The sequence below is a fragment of the Stenotrophomonas tumulicola genome, from assembly GCF_014117215.1.
Classification (GTDB): domain Bacteria; phylum Pseudomonadota; class Gammaproteobacteria; order Xanthomonadales; family Xanthomonadaceae; genus Stenotrophomonas; species Stenotrophomonas tumulicola.
This window is the reverse complement of sequence record NZ_JACGXS010000003.1, coordinates 279,750-297,319: the sequence shown is the minus strand read 5'-3', so window position 1 is coordinate 297,319 and position 17,570 is coordinate 279,750. Positions and strand designations below refer to the sequence as shown.

Below are 17,570 nucleotides of genomic sequence, written 5' to 3'. Positions count from 1 at the left end.
GGAGCCTGCCGCGAAGCGGGTTACACTGCCGGGCTCGCCAATCAGGCCTTGATTTTTCCCATGCTGCAGAAACTTCGCGACAAGACCTCGGGCTGGATCGTCACCGTGATCCTGGGGCTGCTGATGATCCCGTTCCTGTTCGTCATCGACAACAGCTACCTTGGTGGCGTTGGTGCGCAGAACGTGGCCAAAGTGTCGGCGCCGCCGAGCTGGTGGACGTCCGCTCCTTCCTGGTGGCCGGCGCGCCTGCTGTGGAAGCACCATGAGATCACCTCGCAGGAATTCCGCGAGCGGTTCGAGCAGGAGCGCGCGCGCGTGCGCCAGCAGCAGGGCGAGGACTTCGATCCGCGCGCCTTCGAAAGCGCCGAGAACAAGCTGGCCGTGCTGGACCAGCTGGTCGACGAACAAGTGGTGCGCCTGGCCGGTGAGCAGTCCGGCGTAGTGATCGGTGATGCCGCCGTGCGCGACTACATCGCCACCATCCCGGCTTTCCTGGGGGCCGACGGCAAGTTCAACGGCGACCAGTACCGCATCGCGCTGGCCAGCGGCAATCCGCCGCGTACCCCGGCCATGTTCGAGCAACTGGTGCGCACCAGCCTGCAGCAGTCGATCATTCCCAGTGCCCTGCAGAATTCCGGCTTCGTCACCGAAGCCGAGACCGAACGCCTGCTCAAGCTGTTGGGCGAAACCCGTGACGTCGAGATCGCCATGCTGCCCGAGCAGCCGGCCGATACCGCGCCGGTGACCGACGCGCAGATCAAGCAGTGGTATGACGGCCACACCCGCGACTTCCGCCAGGCCGAGATGGTCACGCTGGAGTACGTGGATATCGACGGTACGGCGCTGCCGCCGCCGGCCGCTCCGGACGAGGCCACGCTGCGCAAGCGCTATGACGACGAGAAGGCACGCTTTGCGACGCCGGAACAGCGCCTGACCTCGCACATCCTGATCGAAAACGGCGACGGTGCCGAAGCGAAGGCGGCCAAGCTGGCTGCCGAGGCCAAGGCGGCCGGTGCCGACTTCGCGGCACTGGCCCGGGCCAATTCGGCCGATACCGGCTCCAAGGAGCAGGGCGGCGACCTGGGCTGGGTGGAACATGGTGCCATGGTCAAGCCGTTCGAAGACGCGGTATTCGCGGCCAAGGCCGGCGAGATCGTCGGCCCGGTGAAGTCGGACTTCGGCTATCACGTGATCCAGGTGCGCGAAGTGCGTGGCGGTGAAGGCAAGCCGTTCGAGGAAGTGCGCGACCAGTTGCTGGCCGAACAGATCAAGGCCGATGGTGAGCGTGGTTACAACGAACTGGCCGGCCGTGTCGTGGATGCCACCAACAAGAGCCCGAGCGACCTGGCGGCTGCGGCGCAGGCGGTCAATCTGCCGCTGCAGACGGTTGGGCCGTTCTCGCGACAGACCGCCACGGGCATTGCTGCCAATCCGGCAGTGCTGCGCGCGGCGTTCTCCGACATCCTGGTCCAGGATGGCACCTCCAGCGACCCGATCGAACTGGATGCCGCCGGCAACCATAGTGTCGTGATCCGCGTGGCCGAACACACCCCGGAACAGGCGATTCCGCTGGACAAGGCGCGTGAGCAGGTGATCGCCGCCATTCGTGCCGACCGCATGCGCCAAGCGACGGAAAAGGCGGCTGACGCGTTGCTGGCCAAGTTGAACGCAGGCCAGACCCTGCAGGGCCTGGCACAGGTCGAGAAGCTGCAGGTGAGCCCGATGCCGGGGCTGCCACGCACCCAGCCGGTGCCGACCGTGGAGGTCAACCAGGCCGTGTTCAGCGCGCCGCTGCCGGCAGAAGGCAAGCCGAGCTACGGCAAGGTGGACGTGCAGGGCCGCACGGTAGTGTTCGCGGTGACCAAGGTCAGCCCGGGTGACGTCAAGGAAGTGACCGCCGAACAACGCCAGCAGCTCAAGCAGCAGCTGAGCCAGATCGACGGCATGGCGGCGGCGGACGCGTTCATCAAGTCCACCCGCAAGCGCTTCCTGGTGCAGACCACTGAAGCGAACCTGTAAAGGTTGGTTGAACGGTGAACGAAAAGGCCCGGCAGCGATGCCGGGCCTTTTTCTGTCTGCACGCACGCTACGGCGCCGGGTCGATCAATCCTCGATGCGCAACACCGCACCGGGCTTGAGTACGCTCTTGCCACTCAGGCCGTTGAGGCTCAGCAGGGCTTTGACCGGCATGCCGTAGCGGCGGGCGATGGTCCAGGCAGACTCGCCACTGCGCACGGTATGGCGGCGATTACGTGGCCGGTCAGCGCTGCTGGCTACGGTGTGCGTCGCATCCGGCGCTGGCTGTACAGTCGCCACCGCGGCTGTTGCCGTACCGCTGCCGACCTGTGCGACGGCTGCAGTCGCTGCCATCGGATTCACCGGTGCCAGCAGGCGCACCGGCGCTCCTTTCGGGCGTGCGCCACTGTTGGAGGCAGCGGGGTTCAGGCGGGCGATGCGGGCAGGATCCAGCGCGCGTTGCGCGGCCCACTGCTGCACGCTGGTACCGGCGGGCAGGGTGTGGCTTTTCAGTACCGGCACGGTGCGGTCCAGCGAGGCCATCACCGAAGGTTGTTCTTCGGCGTTTTCCAGCACGCAGGCCAGCGCGTGCAGCTTCTCCACGTAGGCATAGGTGATCGGAGACAGGCCCGGCAGATCGGAAGGGCGTGCATTGCTGGAGTTCATGCCGGCCTTGCGCAGGCTCTGCAGCACCCGGTATTCACCGGCGTTGTAGGCCATGGTGGCCAGCCGCCAATCGCCGCCGAACATGCCATGCAGCGTCTTCAGGTAACGCACGGCAGCCTGGGTGGAATCCACGGCAGACAGCCGCCCATCGTAGCCCTCGCTCATCGGCACCCGATGGTTGCGGGCGGTGGTGGCGATGAATTGCCACAGGCCGGCCGGCCCGGCATTGCTGCGTGCATTGGGGCGGTAGCCACTTTCCACGAACGGGATCAGTGCGAATTCGGTGGGCAGGCTGGCCTTGCGCAGCTCTTCGACCACATAGCCGAACAGCACCAGCGCGTCGTCATTCTGGTTGGCCAGCCGCGCCGGTGCATGCGCGAACTGCTTCCGCCAGCGCGGGCTGGTGGCCTCGATGTCACAGGTAGGCTCGGCCAGGCCGGCGCGGAAGCTGGCGAAGATGTCCTGGCCGTTGCGTACGCTGGGCGGCGGCAACGTGCCGGCCTCCAGCGGAAGGGCGGTCAAGCCGGCCATGTTCTGGGTGATGCCCGCACCCAGCGGTTGCGCGTTGGCGGTTCCGGCGAGCCCCAGCAGGATGCCCAGGGCCAGCGACAGAGTTCGGCGCTTCATGCGCGAAAGCCGTCTTTCCAGTGCCGAAGTCCGGCCATTACGTCGACATCGTCGGTGACCTCCCGCCCCAGGTGAGCCGACACCGCCGCACGGATCGGCGCGGTGTGGGTACGCAGGAACGGATTGCCGTCCAGTTCTTGTGCCAGCGTAACCGGCAGGGTGGAGCGATCATCGCGGCGCATGGCCAAGGCCTCCTCTTGGCGCTGCCGGATGGCAGCGTTGGCGGGGTCGACATGCCGCGCGAAGACGGCATTTGACACGGTGTATTCGTGCGCGCAACAGACAAGCAGTTGCGCCGGCAGGGACGCCAGGCTGCGCATGGTGGCCAGCAACTGGGACGGCGTACCTTCGAACAGGCGCCCACAGCCCAGGCTGAACAATGCGTCACCACTGAAAAGATGTTCATCAGTGTGAAACGCGACATGGCTGAGAGTGTGCCCGGGCACGGATACTACGTGGAACATCTGCCCCAGTGCCTGAACGCGTTCACCCTCGGTGACGCGCTCGGTGGCTGTCGGAATGCGCGTTTCGCGCGGCGCGATCACCCTGATGCCGGGAAATCGCTGCTGCAGTGCCGGCACCCCGCCGATGTGATCGTCATGGTGGTGGGTGAGCAGGATCGCCTGCGGGCGCAGGCCGGCGTCGACCGCAGCCAGCACCGGCGCGGCATCGCCCGGATCGACGACCACGGCAGCGCCGTCGTCGGCGCTCAGGCACCAGATGTAGTTGTCCGCAAATGCGGGCAGGGCAGTCAGTCGCATAGAATCGGACCATGCCCGCGCTGCCAAGCCTCCGTCAAGCGACACCCACCTCCTGGTTCGACAGTGAACCGGCGCAGGAACTGTTCCTGCTGGAGCAGCAACTGCTGCTGCCGCAGTTGCCGACGCTGCCAGGCCCACCTTGGCTGTGGATCACGCCCAGCGCCCGTTGGCTGGACGGGGCATTGCTCGGCGGGCGGGGGCTGCGCCTGTTCCGCGATGGCCAGGGGTATGCCGGGGAAGCGCGTTGCGCGCTGCCGCTGCCGCTGCCCAACGAAAGTGTCCGCGTGGTGATCCTGCAGCATGTCACCGCTGCAGATGCGGCCGCGCTGCTGGCCGAATGTGAGCGCGTGCTGATGCCCGGCGGGCGATTGCTGCTCAGCAGCCTCAATCCTTTCAGTCCCTACCGCGCGCAATGGCGCCGGCACGGCATGGTGGTGCGCACCCCGCAGCGCCTGCGCCAGTTGCTGGAGAGGGTAGGGCTGGAGTGCGATGACACGCGCTATGTCGGGCCCATGTGGCCGGCCGCGTCGCGTCGCCGCTTCAACCTGGCGGCGCTGCGTGCTGCCTGCCTGTTCAGCGCTGAAAAGCGAACCTTTGCACTGCCGGGCCCCACGCCCGTCCGCATGCGCTGGCGCGGGCCGATGCCCACGCCCGGCATGACCCGATCGATCCTGGAAACGAATGAAGACCATTGAAGTACACACCGACGGCTCCTGCCTCGGTAACCCCGGCCCCGGCGGCTGGGCGGCGTTGCTGCGTTACAAGGCGCACGAACGCGAGTTGAGCGGCGGCGAAGCGCACACCACCAACAACCGGATGGAGCTGATGGCTGCCATTTCCGGTTTGGAGGCTCTGAGCGAGCCGTGCCAGATCGTGCTCTATACCGATTCACAGTATGTGCGGCAGGGGCTGACCGAATGGATGCCGGGTTGGATCCGCAAGAACTGGAAGACCGCCGGCGGTGCGCCGGTAAAGAACCGTGAGCTGTGGGAGCGCCTGCATGCCGCCACCCTGCGCCACCAGATCGACTGGCGCTGGGTGAAGGGGCATTCCGGTGACCCGGACAACGAGCGCGTGGATACGCTGGCGCGGAATGCGGCCATGCAGGTCCGCGACAGCGGCGTGGCGGTAAACTGAGCGCATGCGTCAGATCATCCTTGATACAGAAACCACCGGCCTGGCCTGGCAGAAGGGCAACCGGATCGTTGAAATCGGTTGCGTGGAGCTGTTCAAGCGACGGCCCAGTGGCAACAACTACCACCAGTACCTGAAGCCGGACGTGGACTTCGAGCCCGGGGCGCAGGAAGTCACTGGGCTGACCCTGGATTTCCTGGCCGACAAGCCGGATTTCGCGCAGGTGGCCGACGCGTTCCTGGCCTTCATTGACGGTGCCGAGCTGATCATCCACAACGCCGCGTTCGACCTGGGCTTCCTGGACAGCGAACTGGCGCGGCTGGGCCCCCAATACGGCCGCATCGCCGACCGTTGCACCGTGGTGGACACCCTGGCGTTGGCACGCGAGCGCTTCCCGGGGCAACGCAATTCACTGGACGCGCTGTGCAAGCGGCTGGGCGTAGACAACTCCCATCGTCAGTTGCACGGCGCCCTGCTCGATGCGCAGATCCTTGGCGATGTCTATATCGCGCTGACCTCCGGCCAGGATGACCTGGGCTTCGACCTGGGCGAGGAGGGAGGGGCGGGTGCTGCTGCCATGCAGGGGTTCGATCCGTCCAAACTGCTGCCGCGTCCGCGCGTGCAGGCCACCGCATCGGAGCTGGAAGCCCATGCGGCGCGGCTGGAGCGCCTGCGCAAGAAGGCTGGCCACGCGCTGTGGGATGGCCCGAAGGCCGAAGAAGCCGCCGTCGCCTGATCCAGGGGGGCTTTCCTCCAGACGCGCAACGAACCCCGGCAGCGCTTAGTGGCAGCGCACCAGGATTACCGTGATGTTGTCCGAGCCGCCGCCGTCCAGGGCGGCGGCTACGAGGGTGTCGACGCATTCCTGGGCGCTGGCATCGTCGAAGGCCAGGGTGCGGGAGATGCCGCTGTCATCCAGTTCTTCGGTCAGGCCGTCGCTGCACAGCAACAGTTGCATGCCGGGACGCAGTTCACCGGCGGTGGTCGCCACGTTCAGGTGTGCCGGGTCGGTGACCCCCAGTGCCTGGGTGACCACGTTGCGGTGCGGATGCGCGCGCGCCTGTTCCGGGGTCAGGTTGCCCTGCGCCATCATTTCCTGCACCACGCTATGGTCCTGGCTGAGCTGGGCCAGTTGCCCGTCGCGCCACAGGTACGCGCGGCTGTCGCCGACCCAGGCCACTTCATAGCGGTTGCCCTGCACGCGTGCAGCGACCACCGTGGTGCCCATGGGCAGGGTGTCGTTACGCCGGCGCGAAGCGCGGATGATCTCCTCGTCGGCGGTGCGGATGGCCTGCGCCAGCGATGCGCCACGGCGGATCTCCCGGACGATGGTCTCGCGCGCCAGCGCGCTGGCCACCTCGCCACAGGCATGGCCCCCCATGCCGTCGGCCACCAGCCACAGCGACAGCTCTCCGTCACCGTAGTAGGTGTCCTCGTTGAGCGCGCGGCGCAGGCCGGGGTGGGTGAGGTGTCCGAATTCGATCATGGGGTGGGGCAAGGGTGTATTGCAGGGAGAACGGCATCATCGCGGTGCCCCGGACATCCGGCAAGCGCCCGGCTCAGGAAGATTTCATCTTCCAGGGGTGGAGGCTTGTGGATGACCGCGCATCCTCGTATCATGCGCGTCCCCGGTTCGCCGGGGAAACCGGAGAGGTGGCAGAGCGGTTGAATGTACCTGACTCGAAATCAGGCAGGCGTTTATAGCGCCTCGGGGGTTCGAATCCCCCCCTCTCCGCCAGACAAAAAGAAAAGGGCCACCCAACGGGTGGCCCTTTTCTTTTTGTCTGGCGGAGAGCAGGCAGGAGAGAACCCACGCGGGGTTCGACGGTTCTGCAGCAGCAGAACCGGACAAGCGAATGGCTGGCCCGGAGCGCGCGGCGCGCAGGGCTGGGTGCAGGGATGCACCCAGCAATCCCCCCTCTCCTTTGCCTGCCTCTCCCCGCCCCTGTCGGGGCAGCCCCCAGAGGGGCTTGTGCCTCCATTGGGCGTGCAGACCACCGGCGTTACACGCCACGTCCGCTAAAATGCCGGTCTCACTTAACGGATGCCCCCCATGACCGCTGAAATCCTCGTCCCGGTCGCCTTTGGCGAGTTGCTGGACAAGATATCCATCCTGCAGATCAAGTCCGAGCGCATCAGCGACGAGGCCAAGCTGGCCAACGTGCGCACCGAGTTGTCTGCGCTGGAGCGGGCCTGGATGGAACACCCGGCGGGCGGCAAGGATATCGCCCAGCTGCGCGCCGACCTGAAGGCCGTCAACGAACGGCTGTGGGACATCGAAGACAACATCCGGCTGAAGGACAGGGGCGGTGATTTTGGTCCGGCATTCATCGAGCTGGCGCGCAGCGTCTACCTGCAGAACGACGAGCGCGCGCGGATCAAGAAGGCGATCAACCTGGCGCTGGGCTCGGCCTACGTAGAAGAGAAGTCATACAAGGATTACAACGCTCGCTGATCCCTGGACGCGGGTAGTGGCGGTAGTGCCGAGCCTTGCCCGGCGAACGCAGCGGCGTACTCAGGCCAGGTGATCGGCCACATACCGTTCGAACGCGGCGATGCCATCTTCCACCGTGATCAATTGCATCACGTCGTCGAACTCGATCTTGGTGCCCCATTTCAATGCGCTGGCTGGCTTGCCGAGATACTTCTGCGCGGCATCGTCATAACGGTCGACACAGTAACGGCGATCAGAGTAGGGGCCGCTGCGGTGGGGATTGCTGGCCGCATGCAGGCCCAGCACCTTGCTGCCCATCGCATTGGCAATGTGCATTGGCCCGGAATCGGGCGTCATCACCAGCGCCGCGCGCGCCAGCAGGGCAGGCAGCTGCTTCAACGTGTCCTTGCCTACCAGGTCCAGTGCCGGCTGGGCAAGCTGGGCCTGGATTGCATCGGTCGTGTCGCGTTCCAGCGTGCTGCGGCCGCCGCACAGCACTACCTGCCAGCCGCGCGCGGTGGCATGGTTTGCCACGGCCGCATAGCGGTCGGGATACCAGTTGCGGCGCACGTGGCTGGAACAGGGCGAAATCATCAGCACCGGGCGACCGTCATCCTGCCACTGCGCCTGCGCCCAATCATGGGCCGCCTGCGGCACTGCAAGATCCCAGCTGACCTCGGTCTGTTCCAGCCCCAGGGGTTCGCAGAAGCTGCCAATGGCATCCAGCACGTGGATGCCGGGGCGGTCCGGGATGCGTTCGTTGATGAACAACCCATGCAGGTCCTTGGAGCGGCTGCGGTCATAACCGATGCGGCGGCGGGCTGGTATGAAGGCCGACAGCACGTTCGCGCGGAAGGCCACCTGCATCTGCAGCAGGGCATCGAAGCGCCCTGCCGGCAGCGCGGCACGCAGGGCGCGCATGCCGGCCAGGCCGGTCTTCTTGTCATAGGCATGGAAGGTAACGCCGGGCAATCCATCCAGCAGTTTCAGGCCGACCTTGTCGATCACCCAGTGGATGGGCATGCCTGGATGTGCGGCCTGGAGGGTGCGTACCAGCGGCACCACATGGGTCACGTCCCCGAGCGCGGACAAACGCAAAAGGCACAGGGAAGAGGACGTTGATGCCATGGTGTTGTTAGACTCGAGAGAATGGTCGCATTCGACGCCAATGAAGCCCTGACGCCCTGCCGCGATGGACGCGGCATGGGTGCCATTCTGTTCGACCGCGAGCGGCTGCGGCAAGCAGACGCCAGCCTGTTCTCCGCGCAGCACTGGGGCGACCGTGCACGGCCGGTGGACGAGGGGGGGCGCGGCAGTGCCTGGTTCGTGGACGCGCCGTTTGGCGCCAGTGTGCTGCGGCACTACCGTCGCGGCGGGTTGGTGGCCAAGCTGGTACAGGACAAATACCTATGGCGCGGCTCGGAGCACACCCGCAGCTTTGCCGAATTTCGCCTGATGCGCGCACTGCGCGAGCTGAAGCTGCCGGTGCCGCGGCCCATTGCCGCGTTCTATATGCGTGAAGGCCTGCGTTATCGCTGCGCCATCCTGATGGAGCGTATCGAGGCGGTGCGCTCGCTGGCCGACCGCGCGCTGGTGGCCGGACGGGGGGCCCCATGGGAAGAGACGGGTCGGCTGATCGCTCGTTTCCATCGCGCGGGGCTGGACCATGCCGACCTCAACGCACACAACATCCTGTTCGACGGCAACGGGCACGGCTGGCTGATCGACTTTGATCGTGGCGTGCAGCGCATCCCGGCCACGGCCTGGCGCGAACGTAACCTCAAGCGCCTGCTGCGGTCGCTGTTGAAGCTGCGCGGCGAGCGCAGCGTGGATGAAGTGGAAAAAGACTTCGCCCGGCTGCGCCGTGCCTACGACATGGCCTGGAACCGGGGAACCTGATGGACTGGTCGCTGCGTTTCCTGGGCGTCGGCAATGCATCGGCGGTGGAACTGGGTTCGCCGATGTCGGTGATCGAGCGCGACGGCCAGCCATGGTTGACCATCGACTGCGGCGGCGAAGGGTTGACCGCTTTCCATGCGCACTACGGCCATATGCCGCAGGCGCTGTTCGTCACCCATGTGCATCTGGACCATGTGGCGGGCTTCGAGCGCCTGTTCGTGGATACCTATTTCAATGCGCAACGGCGTGGCAAGGTGCGCCTGTACGTGCCTGCACCGGTGGTACCGCTGCTGCACAAGCGCATCGGTGATTACCCGAACGTGCTGGCCGAAGGCGGTGCCAATTTCTGGGATGCATTCCAACTGGTCGTGGTCGGCGAGGCGTTCTGGCATGAGGGCGTGCGGCTGGAGGTGTTTCCCGCGCGGCATCATTGGCCGGAGACGGCATATGGGCTGCGCCTGAAGGGGGCAGTGACCTGGAGCGGCGATACCCGTCCGATTCCCGAGATGCTGGCCCGGTTTGCCGGCGACAACGAGTTGATCGCCCATGACTGTGGTCTGCACGGCAACCCCTCGCATACCGGGGTGGATGATCTGGAGCGCGAGTACAGTGCCGAACTGCGCTCACGGATGATGCTGTACCACTACGCCAGCGTGGACGATGGCAATGCGCTGCGTGCGCGGGGGCATCGCGTGGCCGAACCGGGGCAGTGCGTGCCGCTGGCATCACCGACGGCGATGCAGGTGCCGATGCACGATCCTGCAACTGGAGAAGCGGGTCATGGACCCGCGCTGTAGGTAGTGACGGGCCATGCCCGTCACGGGTGTCGGGTGTCGTACCTGTAGCGCCGCGCCATGCCGGGCGGCGTGTCCCGCTGGTGTCACGAACGCTGATGCACTGCCGGGCATGCCCGACGCCATGGAGGGCGAGGGCCATCCATGCTTTTCCAGGGCCTGAAAAGGTGGCGACCCCGCCGGCTGACCTCGGCGCCCGCGTCGATCGATACCGTTGCTGCCTTCCGGCCCTGGCGGGATTTTCGATCTAGCGTCGCGAGGGGCCGACGGGGCCGCCATAGAGACGTGGCCACGGTGGAGGTGGCCAGTTCGCGGAGCAGGGAAGCGGCGCATCGCGCCAGAGACCACGTCCGGACTGCGCATCGCTGGGCGATGGCAGGCGTGCATTCTAGCGCATGCGGGGGAGCGTTAGCCAGACGCGCGCGCTGAATCGGTTGTAACCCCCCATCTGCAGCAATGCCCCAACGCGCTTGCCGTTGCTAGAATCCCAGCCCGGAGGAACGGCCTCCCCCATATCGGGTTCTACTGTCCAGGACGGCCTGGCCCCTACAAAGGAGGCCGCCATGGCCTGGATTGCGCTGTTCTTTGCTGGCCTGCTGGAAATCGTCTGGGCTGTTTCGATGAAACAGTCCGAAGGCTTCAGCAGGTTGACCCCTACGATCATCACCTTGGTTGGCATGATTGCCAGCTTCTGGCTGCTGGCCGTGGCGATGCGCACGCTGCCATTGGGCACCGCTTACACGATCTGGACGGGCATCGGCGCGGTCGGCGCGTTCGTGGTCGGCATCCTGTTCCTGGGTGAGCAGGTGAGCGCGATGCGGATTGGCGCGGCGGTGCTGATCGTCTGTGGATTGGTGTTGATGAAGCTGTCCAGTAGTTGATTCCGGATGGCTGCAGCCTGCTTATCTGCTTCGCTTCACCATCGACACGATGGCTTGCTGCAGCTCTTCCTTGGCCTGCGTGTCGGTGACATCGCCGTCAACTGCCGCCTGGGAAAGCGCATCGGCGGCACCGAGCATTGCCCACATGCCGGCCGGTGCGACACCCTGTGGGCCAGCGAAGGGCGCGAAGATGCCCTGGCATTTTTCGATGAAGGCATATTGGTAGCTGCGTTTCACTTCAAGCAGTTCCGGTGAACCGCAGAGCGCGGCCAGTACACCGGAAATCTCACGTCCCTGGGTCAGTACGCAATCGACGTAGCTTGATGCCATCACGCGTGCCTTTTCCTGCAGCGTAGATCGTGCGGCCTCGATAGCGGCGTCGAAGATGGCGGTCTGCCGTGTGTCGTAGTCCTCGTACAGCGCGGCCAGCAGGCCATTACGGGTGCTGAAATGATCGTAGGTGATGGGTTTGGTAACGCCTGCCGCCTCAGCAAGCCGCGCAAGGGTCAACTCATCGGTGCCTTCATCGTTGATCAATTTCCATGCGACATCGAGCAGTTGGCGCGTGCGCTCCTCGCGCGGCAGCCGACGACGCGCACTGGACGCTGCAGTTGCATTGGCGGTGGTGGCGCGTTTGGACAAGGGTTCAATCCTCTGCTGAAACGATGCGGCGCCCGATGTCCAGCGCGGTATCCAGATGCGCGGCGGGGAAGCCGGGATCGGAGGCGAGCAGCAGGCTGGAGCTCAGTACACGCGCACCACAATAGTCGAAGATGCCATGGTCGATCTGGGTCGTCATCGCCTTGGCGTAACCATGCCGATCCATCGTGCCCTGGTCCGCACCGCCATTGGCAACCAGATGTACCTGCAGGCGCTGCAGCTTTTTGCTGACCTTGCCATCCGCACCGTCTTCATAAGCCCAGCCCTGCGTAAAGACGCGATCAATCCACCCCTTCAGCAGGGCAGGAAAGGACCACCAGTAGATGGGATACACCAGCACCAGCGTGTCTGCGCGGTCGATGCGTGCCTGCTCGGCGGCGACATCGGTCGGCGCAGCAGCGCGCTTCTCGAACCGCGCGATGTCGGCTGGATTGAAGCGGGGATCGAAGCGCTCGGCGGCGAGATCGGCGATCTCGGCGGTGTTTCCCGGACCGGAACCGGTGATGCCTTCCGCGATCCGGCTCGCGATCGCGTGGGTGAGGGAGGTGGGGGTGGGATGGGCGACGACGATCAGGGCATGCATGTTGGGGTATCCACGGAATTTGTGGTTACCATTAGTAACTTACTGTTGGTAGGTTGTCTATTCGTGGCAGTGGGGTGGTTCAGGATTGGTGATGCGTTGGTCGCGAAGGTAGTGAGGAGTTGGGGGGATTTCTGGGTGCATCCATGCGCCCAGCCCTACCGCGCTGCGCGCTGCAGGGCCAGCCATTCGGCTGTCCGGTTCTGCTCCTGCAGAACCGTCGAACCCCGGCGGGGCTTCTCATCTGTCGCCCTTCTGCAGGACAAAACAAAACAGGCCACCCCGTCGGGTGGCCTGTTTTGTTTTGTCCTGCGGAGAGAGGGGGAAGCAGTACCTTGACCGTCCCGCCTAGCTCCGCAGGCGTCCACAAACCGGATTTGTGTCCTGTGGTGTGTCCCGGATGCTAGCTGAACCGTGCTTTCAGCGCCACAGTGCCAAAGCTGAAGTGCCCATGGCGAGCGGGTGCTCCAGCGTGCGAGCTAGGGCTGGCTAGCAAAAAGTTATTCAATTGTCCACAATGTCTCATCATACGAGACCGGAATTTGATATGAGTAGCTCATGGAAGACGGACCCCAATCTTCGACTCAAGCGCCGGGTCCTCATCTCATTGATAGTCATATGTTTCTTCCTCTTCTTCGCCCAGGTCTGGAGGGTTCATGCATTCGATCTCCAAAAGCAATTCGAATCGCAGATCCCAGTCGCGGAAAAGATAAAAAATCCGGTGCGAGTCATCGACAAGGCGCCTGAGAGTTCCCCGGCTGCTTCTATTCCGGAAAGGAAGCCGGACCGATGGAGTGACGGCGAAGTTGTTTCTGCACTTAGCAGCTTCTATCAGACGATTATTACGATGATGGGGGTCTTGCTGGGCCTCATAGGAATATTGGCAGTATTAACTTTGAGGTTTTTATCGAAATCAGCGGCTGAAGATATTGCTCACGGTGCCGCGAAAGAGGCGATGGCTCATTACCTTGAGACTCGCCAGTTTGGCGATAGCGTAAAATATGCAATCGAGGAAACCGGCTTGGCGTATCAGTTGGAAAGATTAGAAAAAGATCTTGATAGCATCAAAGAAAGCTTGAAGAAGCGACGTAAGAGTAGACTCCTGAGTAGTGATGACGAAGATCTTGATGGGGATGTGGTTTCAGACTTGACTGAGGATAGGTGATGGCGGTTGTAAGAAAAAAAGTTTCCTCTGTGAGAACCTCTGCAATGAGTGCTCAACGCGAGGTTGACCTGCGCCAACGCCTATCCGATGCGGGTCTTTTGCGCGTGCCCGTAAACGTCGTGGCAATAGCGGAATTCCTGGGCTTGGAGGTCGTTGAGGAGCCAATGGCAGATGATCTCTCCGGCTATCTCGAAGTGCGCTCTGGCTCTTGGGTTGTTGGCGTGAATTCGCTCCATCACCGCAATCGAAAGAGATTTACAATTGCTCACGAGATTGCGCATTTCGTGCTCCATTCTGGGCAGAAAAAGAGCTTCCATGATCAAACGTTTGCCCGCAGGAACGATGATCCAAATCCTATGGAGCGCGAAGCGGATCGTTTCGCTGCTGAGCTTCTGATGCCTGAGGCTGATGTCAGGCAAATGATTTCTTCGGGAAATACGACCCTCTCAGGGCTCGCCGCAGAGTTTGGTGTGTCTGCTCTGGCAATGAAATATAGGGTTCAGAACTTGGGCTACAGGGTTAACCAATGACAAGATATTTGCCTATTGTCCGATCCCGTGCGGCCGAATTGCGCGGCCTAAAGGAACTGTCGCAGGATGCGAGGCTTAAGTTGCTGCCTATCATTGAATTGACGAAATCACGTAGAACGTCAAAGAATCCAGCGGGCAATGTTGCGAAAAGTGTTGAAGCTGTCCTCGAAATATTGGGCGAGCAGCCTTTTATCGTAGATCTTACCTCCCTTGAAAGTCAGCAAAATACAGAATTTGATAATTTTCTTGATGACCAGAATGGGTTCTCATACTGGACTGACTTTGCGGTAGAGAATCTTCCCGCACACTGCGTCCCTGTAGTCCATCTTTTGGAGCCATTTGATGCTGTTTCTTTTCGGCGTCAAATAGCTTCATTGAGGGAAAAGTTCACAAAATTCGCCGTCCGGGTCCCGACTAACTATTCTGATTTTGATGAGCTGGTTGGAAATCTCCCGAATATGTTTGGGCGAACCGAGGATGTTGTCCTAATTTTGGATGCGGCTTACGTCTCCCTAAAGGGGCTTTCGGGGGCTAACGCCCGCCTTGCTGAGATGCTTGGCACAATTGACGGCATCGATTTTTTTGCTAAATCAATTGCTGCCAGCTCTTTCCCTATCAGCGTCGTCTCTGCCGGAGGCGGGGATGAAGAGGGGGAATTCAATCTCACTGAAGTTGAACTTTGGAGTGATCTCTCCAAAAGATTTTCAGGATTGGACTACAGCGACTACGCTGGAATCCATCCAATGGATTTTTCGGGTACTGTCACGAACTGGGTTCCCAGAATCGATGTCATGCTGGATAGGTCTTTCTTCTATCACCGCTATCGTAGAACCGAGGGCGGCTACGTGAAGTGCGCGCAGCGCGCAATCAAGGATCCGCGATTTGTGCCTCTCGGCTGTTGGGCGGTCGACAACATCCGCAAAACTGCCGATGGTGAAGCTATCGGACGAAGCCCGTCATTCTGGATCTCTAACCGGGTCAATTTCCATATCTCCAGGCAAGTGGTTAGAGTTTCCCGATAATTCTCTCACTTAGTGTCAGCATCCGCACGTCGTCCAGAGTGACTGTGCTACCTAGTTCTGATCTAAACGATTCGAACCTGGTCGCCAGTCGCTCGTGTATCGCTGCCAATGTGAACTCGGAAAGCGAATTTCTGGATAGCTTTAGGGCCTTTTCAGCTAACGCTTCATGTAGTCCCGTTTGGGGAAGATCGTGTAGAAGCATCAACCGTTTGAGGTCATTAGAGCGCAGCCATTTGAGTGAGGCGTCAGTTGAAAGCGTGTTTCGCTGCTGGGGCTTGCGCACATACTGGATGCCATCTTCGTCAAGGGTGATCAAACCTGTTGAGCGGGGTAAGCGCGACCGCAACAGTGGCAGCCAATTGGCGGTGGTGGCCACAGAAAAGTCGAGAAACATGGAACCGTAACCCCGCGCTTGTTCATCAAGCTTGTCGAAGTTGTCACGTGGTCCTTTAATTTCGATTGCGCTCAGCCGAGTAGGCGAGGAAACAACCAAATCTGCCCTGTATTTCCCATCGCCGAATCGCACCTCAGATCCCAAGACTTCATCGAAGTCGAGCGTAGGCAATAGCGCCGATACAATCATTACTTTTATGTCGTCGGCATACATTTATGTTTTTTTCTTCGAAAAAGCTCATTTCATTGTGCCATTTCTTTGGCGCGATTCATAGCTGACTGCCTTCAATAAGCATATATACGGGCTTGTATGAACTCCCGTAGTAGTAGGGACGGACTGCCTCTCGATTCAGTACCGAGCGTAGGCGATCCATTGTGTCTATTGCTGCGCCGAAGGACATCCGTTCGCATCGCGGCAGTATTACCTCTGGAAGCTCTCTAGTCTTAATTGAGGCGGCCTTTGAGTCATAGGTTGAAAGAGAGCCTCCTGATGAGTCGGATTCACTCCAGCGAAGCAGATTCATTGACTCATCTGATTTCAACAACGGTATCCAGATGGAGTGAGCGGAAGTGATCTCCCCGAGGTTTCGCGCTGCACAGAAGCCGCCAAGTGTAGGTACCCCCATGTTTATAGCGTGCTCAGCAAAGATGAGTAGCTCATCGTTGATCGTGGCATACAGCGCATTGCTCTTGTCGTGGACCTTTGGTCTTCTTGCGAACATTGCAATGACTTTGAATGACTCTCCAAGAAAAGACGCTCTTGAGCGAATGCCGCCTTCCCTGGTTTTCCAGAAGAACATTGGCATCGCTGCGTTGCAGTAGGGTGCCAGTGCTTTCTGGAGGTCTGGGACCAGCTTGTACTCAAGGGTCCTTTCATTGACGAAGCTTGTGATGTTCTTCTCAACCACGAGGAACTCCTGGCGTCATGATCTGGGGTTGGTCGTTTTGGAGATTGCCGTCGCAATCAGGCGGGGCTTGACTAATTGATCCCCTGGGCTAGTTTCATCGAACCAATGGGAATGTAGACACGGTCAGTGCTTAAACCATCAAGTTATCTATGTACTGTACGATTTTGAGTGTGCTTACGCCTAAGCGTGCTTTCTTACACTAATGGCATTTAGGCATTGCGACCGACGTCACAATCTTCAAGTGCTAGCGAAGCTTGGTGACCATCTGTCGCAACACCTGCTCGCGGTCACGAGCCTGACGACCTCTTCTTATTGATCCGTATTGCGGACAAATCCAACATGATGAACCGAGTTTACGTCGGCGGTGAATCGCCCTGACGCAGATTCGCGAGCACGGTCGAAGAGCAAGAGGTAGTGGCCAACCAGGTCATGAATGCTTCCTAGCCGATACCTTTGCACTATGGCGTCGGCATGGGTTCGATGGATTGAGATTCGGAAGCTGCTATTCTCAGTGCCGAAGTTAGAGTAGTAGCTTCCACCTTGAGCCCAGAAACTAAAGGGGCGCACTATCCCCCAGAATCCAAGCCATCGCTCCGTATGTAGAGCAACTTGGGCATCCTCGAACCGTACAAATGCGTAGTGGACTGGAACCTCCGTCTGGGCAGGATCTGGAAGCCGTATACGCACTGCGCTCGTTTTGAAGCTCGGCCAGTGAACCAATTGTTCAAGCAAGCGCTGCGGCCCGCGAGATATAGTCGTCGAACGGCGCGTCCGGGATGCCGAGCCTCCGCCAGCTCTGCTGCCTTCGTCAGCATCTTCGCTTTCTTCAGAATTCACTTCCGAAGATTCGACTGGCGTCTGAATCCGGACAATCAGTGTCTGATTGCGTTCCACCCATTCGGCGACGGTCGCATCGCTCTCATTTGTCTCCCATGGGTCTGCGTTCCGCTGGATGAGGCTGCAGTTGGCCGCATGAGGCCGACAATAGAAGTGCGCAATTCGTCCCCTTCTTCCCGGACTTGAGTCAGTTTCCCGGCGAAAGTGAGCGGTAGATTCACAGCCCAAGCACTTCAGGTGGCCCCTAAAGGCCTCACGATGAG

The 17,570-nt window shown here is 61.5% G+C and carries 19 protein-coding genes, 1 tRNA gene and 1 other RNA gene; 12 read left to right on the top strand and 9 right to left on the bottom strand.

All coding sequences use genetic code 11. From position 1 onward, the window contains the following. Positions 1 to 60: 60 nt before the first annotated feature. A complete protein-coding gene (locus tag H4O11_RS09230) occupies positions 61 to 2,019 on the top strand; it encodes a peptidyl-prolyl cis-trans isomerase (protein WP_182339123.1) in 1,959 nt (652 codons plus the stop codon). 84 nt (positions 2,020 to 2,103) lie between these two features. On the opposite strand, the gene H4O11_RS09225 is transcribed toward H4O11_RS09230, so the two are convergent. Then, positions 2,104 to 3,309, bottom strand: a complete 1,206-nt coding sequence (locus H4O11_RS09225) for a lytic transglycosylase domain-containing protein (protein WP_182339122.1) — start codon at positions 3,307 to 3,309, stop codon at positions 2,104 to 2,106. After that, positions 3,306 to 4,070, bottom strand: coding sequence for a hydroxyacylglutathione hydrolase (gene gloB, locus H4O11_RS09220; protein WP_182339181.1), 765 nt, complete (start codon positions 4,068 to 4,070; stop codon positions 3,306 to 3,308). The genes H4O11_RS09225 and gloB overlap by 4 nt, the downstream gene beginning before the upstream one ends. 11 nt (positions 4,071 to 4,081) lie before the next feature. On the opposite strand from gloB, the gene H4O11_RS09215 reads away from it, so the two are divergent. From H4O11_RS09215 to dnaQ, 3 genes are read left to right on the top strand one after another with little or no spacing between them, the layout of a single operon-like run. Next, positions 4,082 to 4,765 (top strand): class I SAM-dependent methyltransferase, encoded by a 684-nt coding sequence (locus H4O11_RS09215; protein ID WP_182339121.1) that lies wholly within the window; start codon positions 4,082 to 4,084, stop codon positions 4,763 to 4,765. Continuing rightward, on the top strand, positions 4,752 to 5,207 hold the full coding sequence (rnhA, locus tag H4O11_RS09210; RefSeq protein ID WP_182339120.1) for a ribonuclease HI: 456 nt from the start codon (positions 4,752 to 4,754) through the stop codon (positions 5,205 to 5,207). The genes H4O11_RS09215 and rnhA overlap by 14 nt, the downstream gene beginning before the upstream one ends. Positions 5,208 to 5,211: 4 nt before the next feature. Next, complete coding sequence (dnaQ, locus tag H4O11_RS09205; protein ID WP_182339119.1) at positions 5,212 to 5,940, top strand: DNA polymerase III subunit epsilon; 729 nt, start codon at positions 5,212 to 5,214, stop codon at positions 5,938 to 5,940. Between the two features lie 45 nt (positions 5,941 to 5,985). On the opposite strand, the gene H4O11_RS09200 is transcribed toward dnaQ, so the two are convergent. Next, positions 5,986 to 6,690 carry a PP2C family protein-serine/threonine phosphatase gene (locus H4O11_RS09200; protein ID WP_182339118.1) on the bottom strand — a complete coding sequence of 235 codons (705 nt, stop codon included), beginning with the start codon at positions 6,688 to 6,690 and terminating at the stop codon, positions 5,986 to 5,988. A gap of 161 nt (positions 6,691 to 6,851) precedes the next feature. Between H4O11_RS09200 and H4O11_RS09195 the strand changes: the two genes are divergently transcribed. Next, positions 6,852 to 6,942 (top strand) — tRNA-Ser (locus tag H4O11_RS09195). A 315-nt stretch (positions 6,943 to 7,257) separates the two neighbouring features. Continuing rightward, the gene (locus H4O11_RS09190) at positions 7,258 to 7,659 is read left to right on the top strand and encodes a DUF6165 family protein (protein ID WP_182339117.1); all 402 of its coding nucleotides are present in this window, start codon (positions 7,258 to 7,260) and stop codon (positions 7,657 to 7,659) included. 60 nt (positions 7,660 to 7,719) lie between these two features. On the opposite strand, the gene H4O11_RS09185 is transcribed toward H4O11_RS09190, so the two are convergent. Next, positions 7,720 to 8,766 (bottom strand): glycosyltransferase family 9 protein, encoded by a 1,047-nt coding sequence (locus H4O11_RS09185; RefSeq protein ID WP_182339116.1) that lies wholly within the window; start codon positions 8,764 to 8,766, stop codon positions 7,720 to 7,722. A gap of 21 nt (positions 8,767 to 8,787) precedes the next feature. On the opposite strand from H4O11_RS09185, the gene H4O11_RS09180 reads away from it, so the two are divergent. Then, positions 8,788 to 9,537 (top strand): 3-deoxy-D-manno-octulosonic acid kinase, encoded by a 750-nt coding sequence (locus tag H4O11_RS09180; RefSeq protein ID WP_182339115.1) that lies wholly within the window; start codon positions 8,788 to 8,790, stop codon positions 9,535 to 9,537. Next, on the top strand, positions 9,537 to 10,334 hold the full coding sequence (locus H4O11_RS09175; RefSeq protein WP_182339114.1) for an MBL fold metallo-hydrolase: 798 nt from the start codon (positions 9,537 to 9,539) through the stop codon (positions 10,332 to 10,334). Before H4O11_RS09180 ends, H4O11_RS09175 begins: the two co-directional genes overlap by 1 nt. A 170-nt stretch (positions 10,335 to 10,504) precedes the next feature. Here the strand turns inward: H4O11_RS09175 and ffs are convergent. Then, an RNA gene (gene ffs / locus H4O11_RS09170) (signal recognition particle sRNA small type) lies at positions 10,505 to 10,601 on the bottom strand. A gap of 293 nt (positions 10,602 to 10,894) precedes the next feature. On the opposite strand from ffs, the gene H4O11_RS09165 reads away from it, so the two are divergent. Continuing rightward, the gene (locus H4O11_RS09165; protein WP_182339113.1) at positions 10,895 to 11,212 is read left to right on the top strand and encodes a DMT family transporter; all 318 of its coding nucleotides are present in this window, start codon (positions 10,895 to 10,897) and stop codon (positions 11,210 to 11,212) included. A gap of 21 nt (positions 11,213 to 11,233) precedes the next feature. Here the strand turns inward: H4O11_RS09165 and H4O11_RS09160 are convergent, their stop codons facing one another. Together H4O11_RS09160 and H4O11_RS09155 are read right to left on the bottom strand one after the other, a co-directional pair. After that, positions 11,234 to 11,854 (bottom strand): TetR/AcrR family transcriptional regulator, encoded by a 621-nt coding sequence (locus H4O11_RS09160; RefSeq protein WP_182339112.1) that lies wholly within the window; start codon positions 11,852 to 11,854, stop codon positions 11,234 to 11,236. 4 nt (positions 11,855 to 11,858) lie between these two features. After that, positions 11,859 to 12,455 (bottom strand): NAD(P)H-dependent oxidoreductase, encoded by a 597-nt coding sequence (locus tag H4O11_RS09155; RefSeq protein ID WP_182339111.1) that lies wholly within the window; start codon positions 12,453 to 12,455, stop codon positions 11,859 to 11,861. Between the two features lie 544 nt (positions 12,456 to 12,999). Here H4O11_RS09155 and H4O11_RS09150 point away from each other — a divergent pair. From H4O11_RS09150 to H4O11_RS09140, 3 genes are read left to right on the top strand one after another with little or no spacing between them, the layout of a single operon-like run. Next, positions 13,000 to 13,617, top strand: a complete 618-nt coding sequence (locus H4O11_RS09150) for a hypothetical protein (protein WP_182339110.1) — start codon at positions 13,000 to 13,002, stop codon at positions 13,615 to 13,617. A gap of 44 nt (positions 13,618 to 13,661) precedes the next feature. After that, on the top strand, positions 13,662 to 14,147 hold the full coding sequence (locus tag H4O11_RS09145; protein ID WP_180834303.1) for an ImmA/IrrE family metallo-endopeptidase: 486 nt from the start codon (positions 13,662 to 13,664) through the stop codon (positions 14,145 to 14,147). Beyond that, positions 14,144 to 15,169: a beta family protein gene (locus H4O11_RS09140; protein WP_182339108.1), complete on the top strand. Its 1,026-nt coding sequence runs from the start codon at positions 14,144 to 14,146 to the stop codon at positions 15,167 to 15,169. The genes H4O11_RS09145 and H4O11_RS09140 overlap by 4 nt, the downstream gene beginning before the upstream one ends. Here the strand turns inward: H4O11_RS09140 and H4O11_RS09135 are convergent. Both H4O11_RS09135 and H4O11_RS09130 read right to left on the bottom strand, forming a co-directional pair. Beyond that, on the bottom strand, positions 15,153 to 15,776 hold the full coding sequence (locus H4O11_RS09135) for a sce7726 family protein (protein WP_182339107.1): 624 nt from the start codon (positions 15,774 to 15,776) through the stop codon (positions 15,153 to 15,155). The genes H4O11_RS09140 and H4O11_RS09135 overlap by 17 nt on opposite strands. A gap of 55 nt (positions 15,777 to 15,831) precedes the next feature. Next, entirely contained in the window at positions 15,832 to 16,470 is a 639-nt protein-coding gene (locus tag H4O11_RS09130; protein WP_182339106.1) for a hypothetical protein, read from the bottom strand. Between the last annotated feature and the right edge of the window lie 1,100 nt (positions 16,471 to 17,570).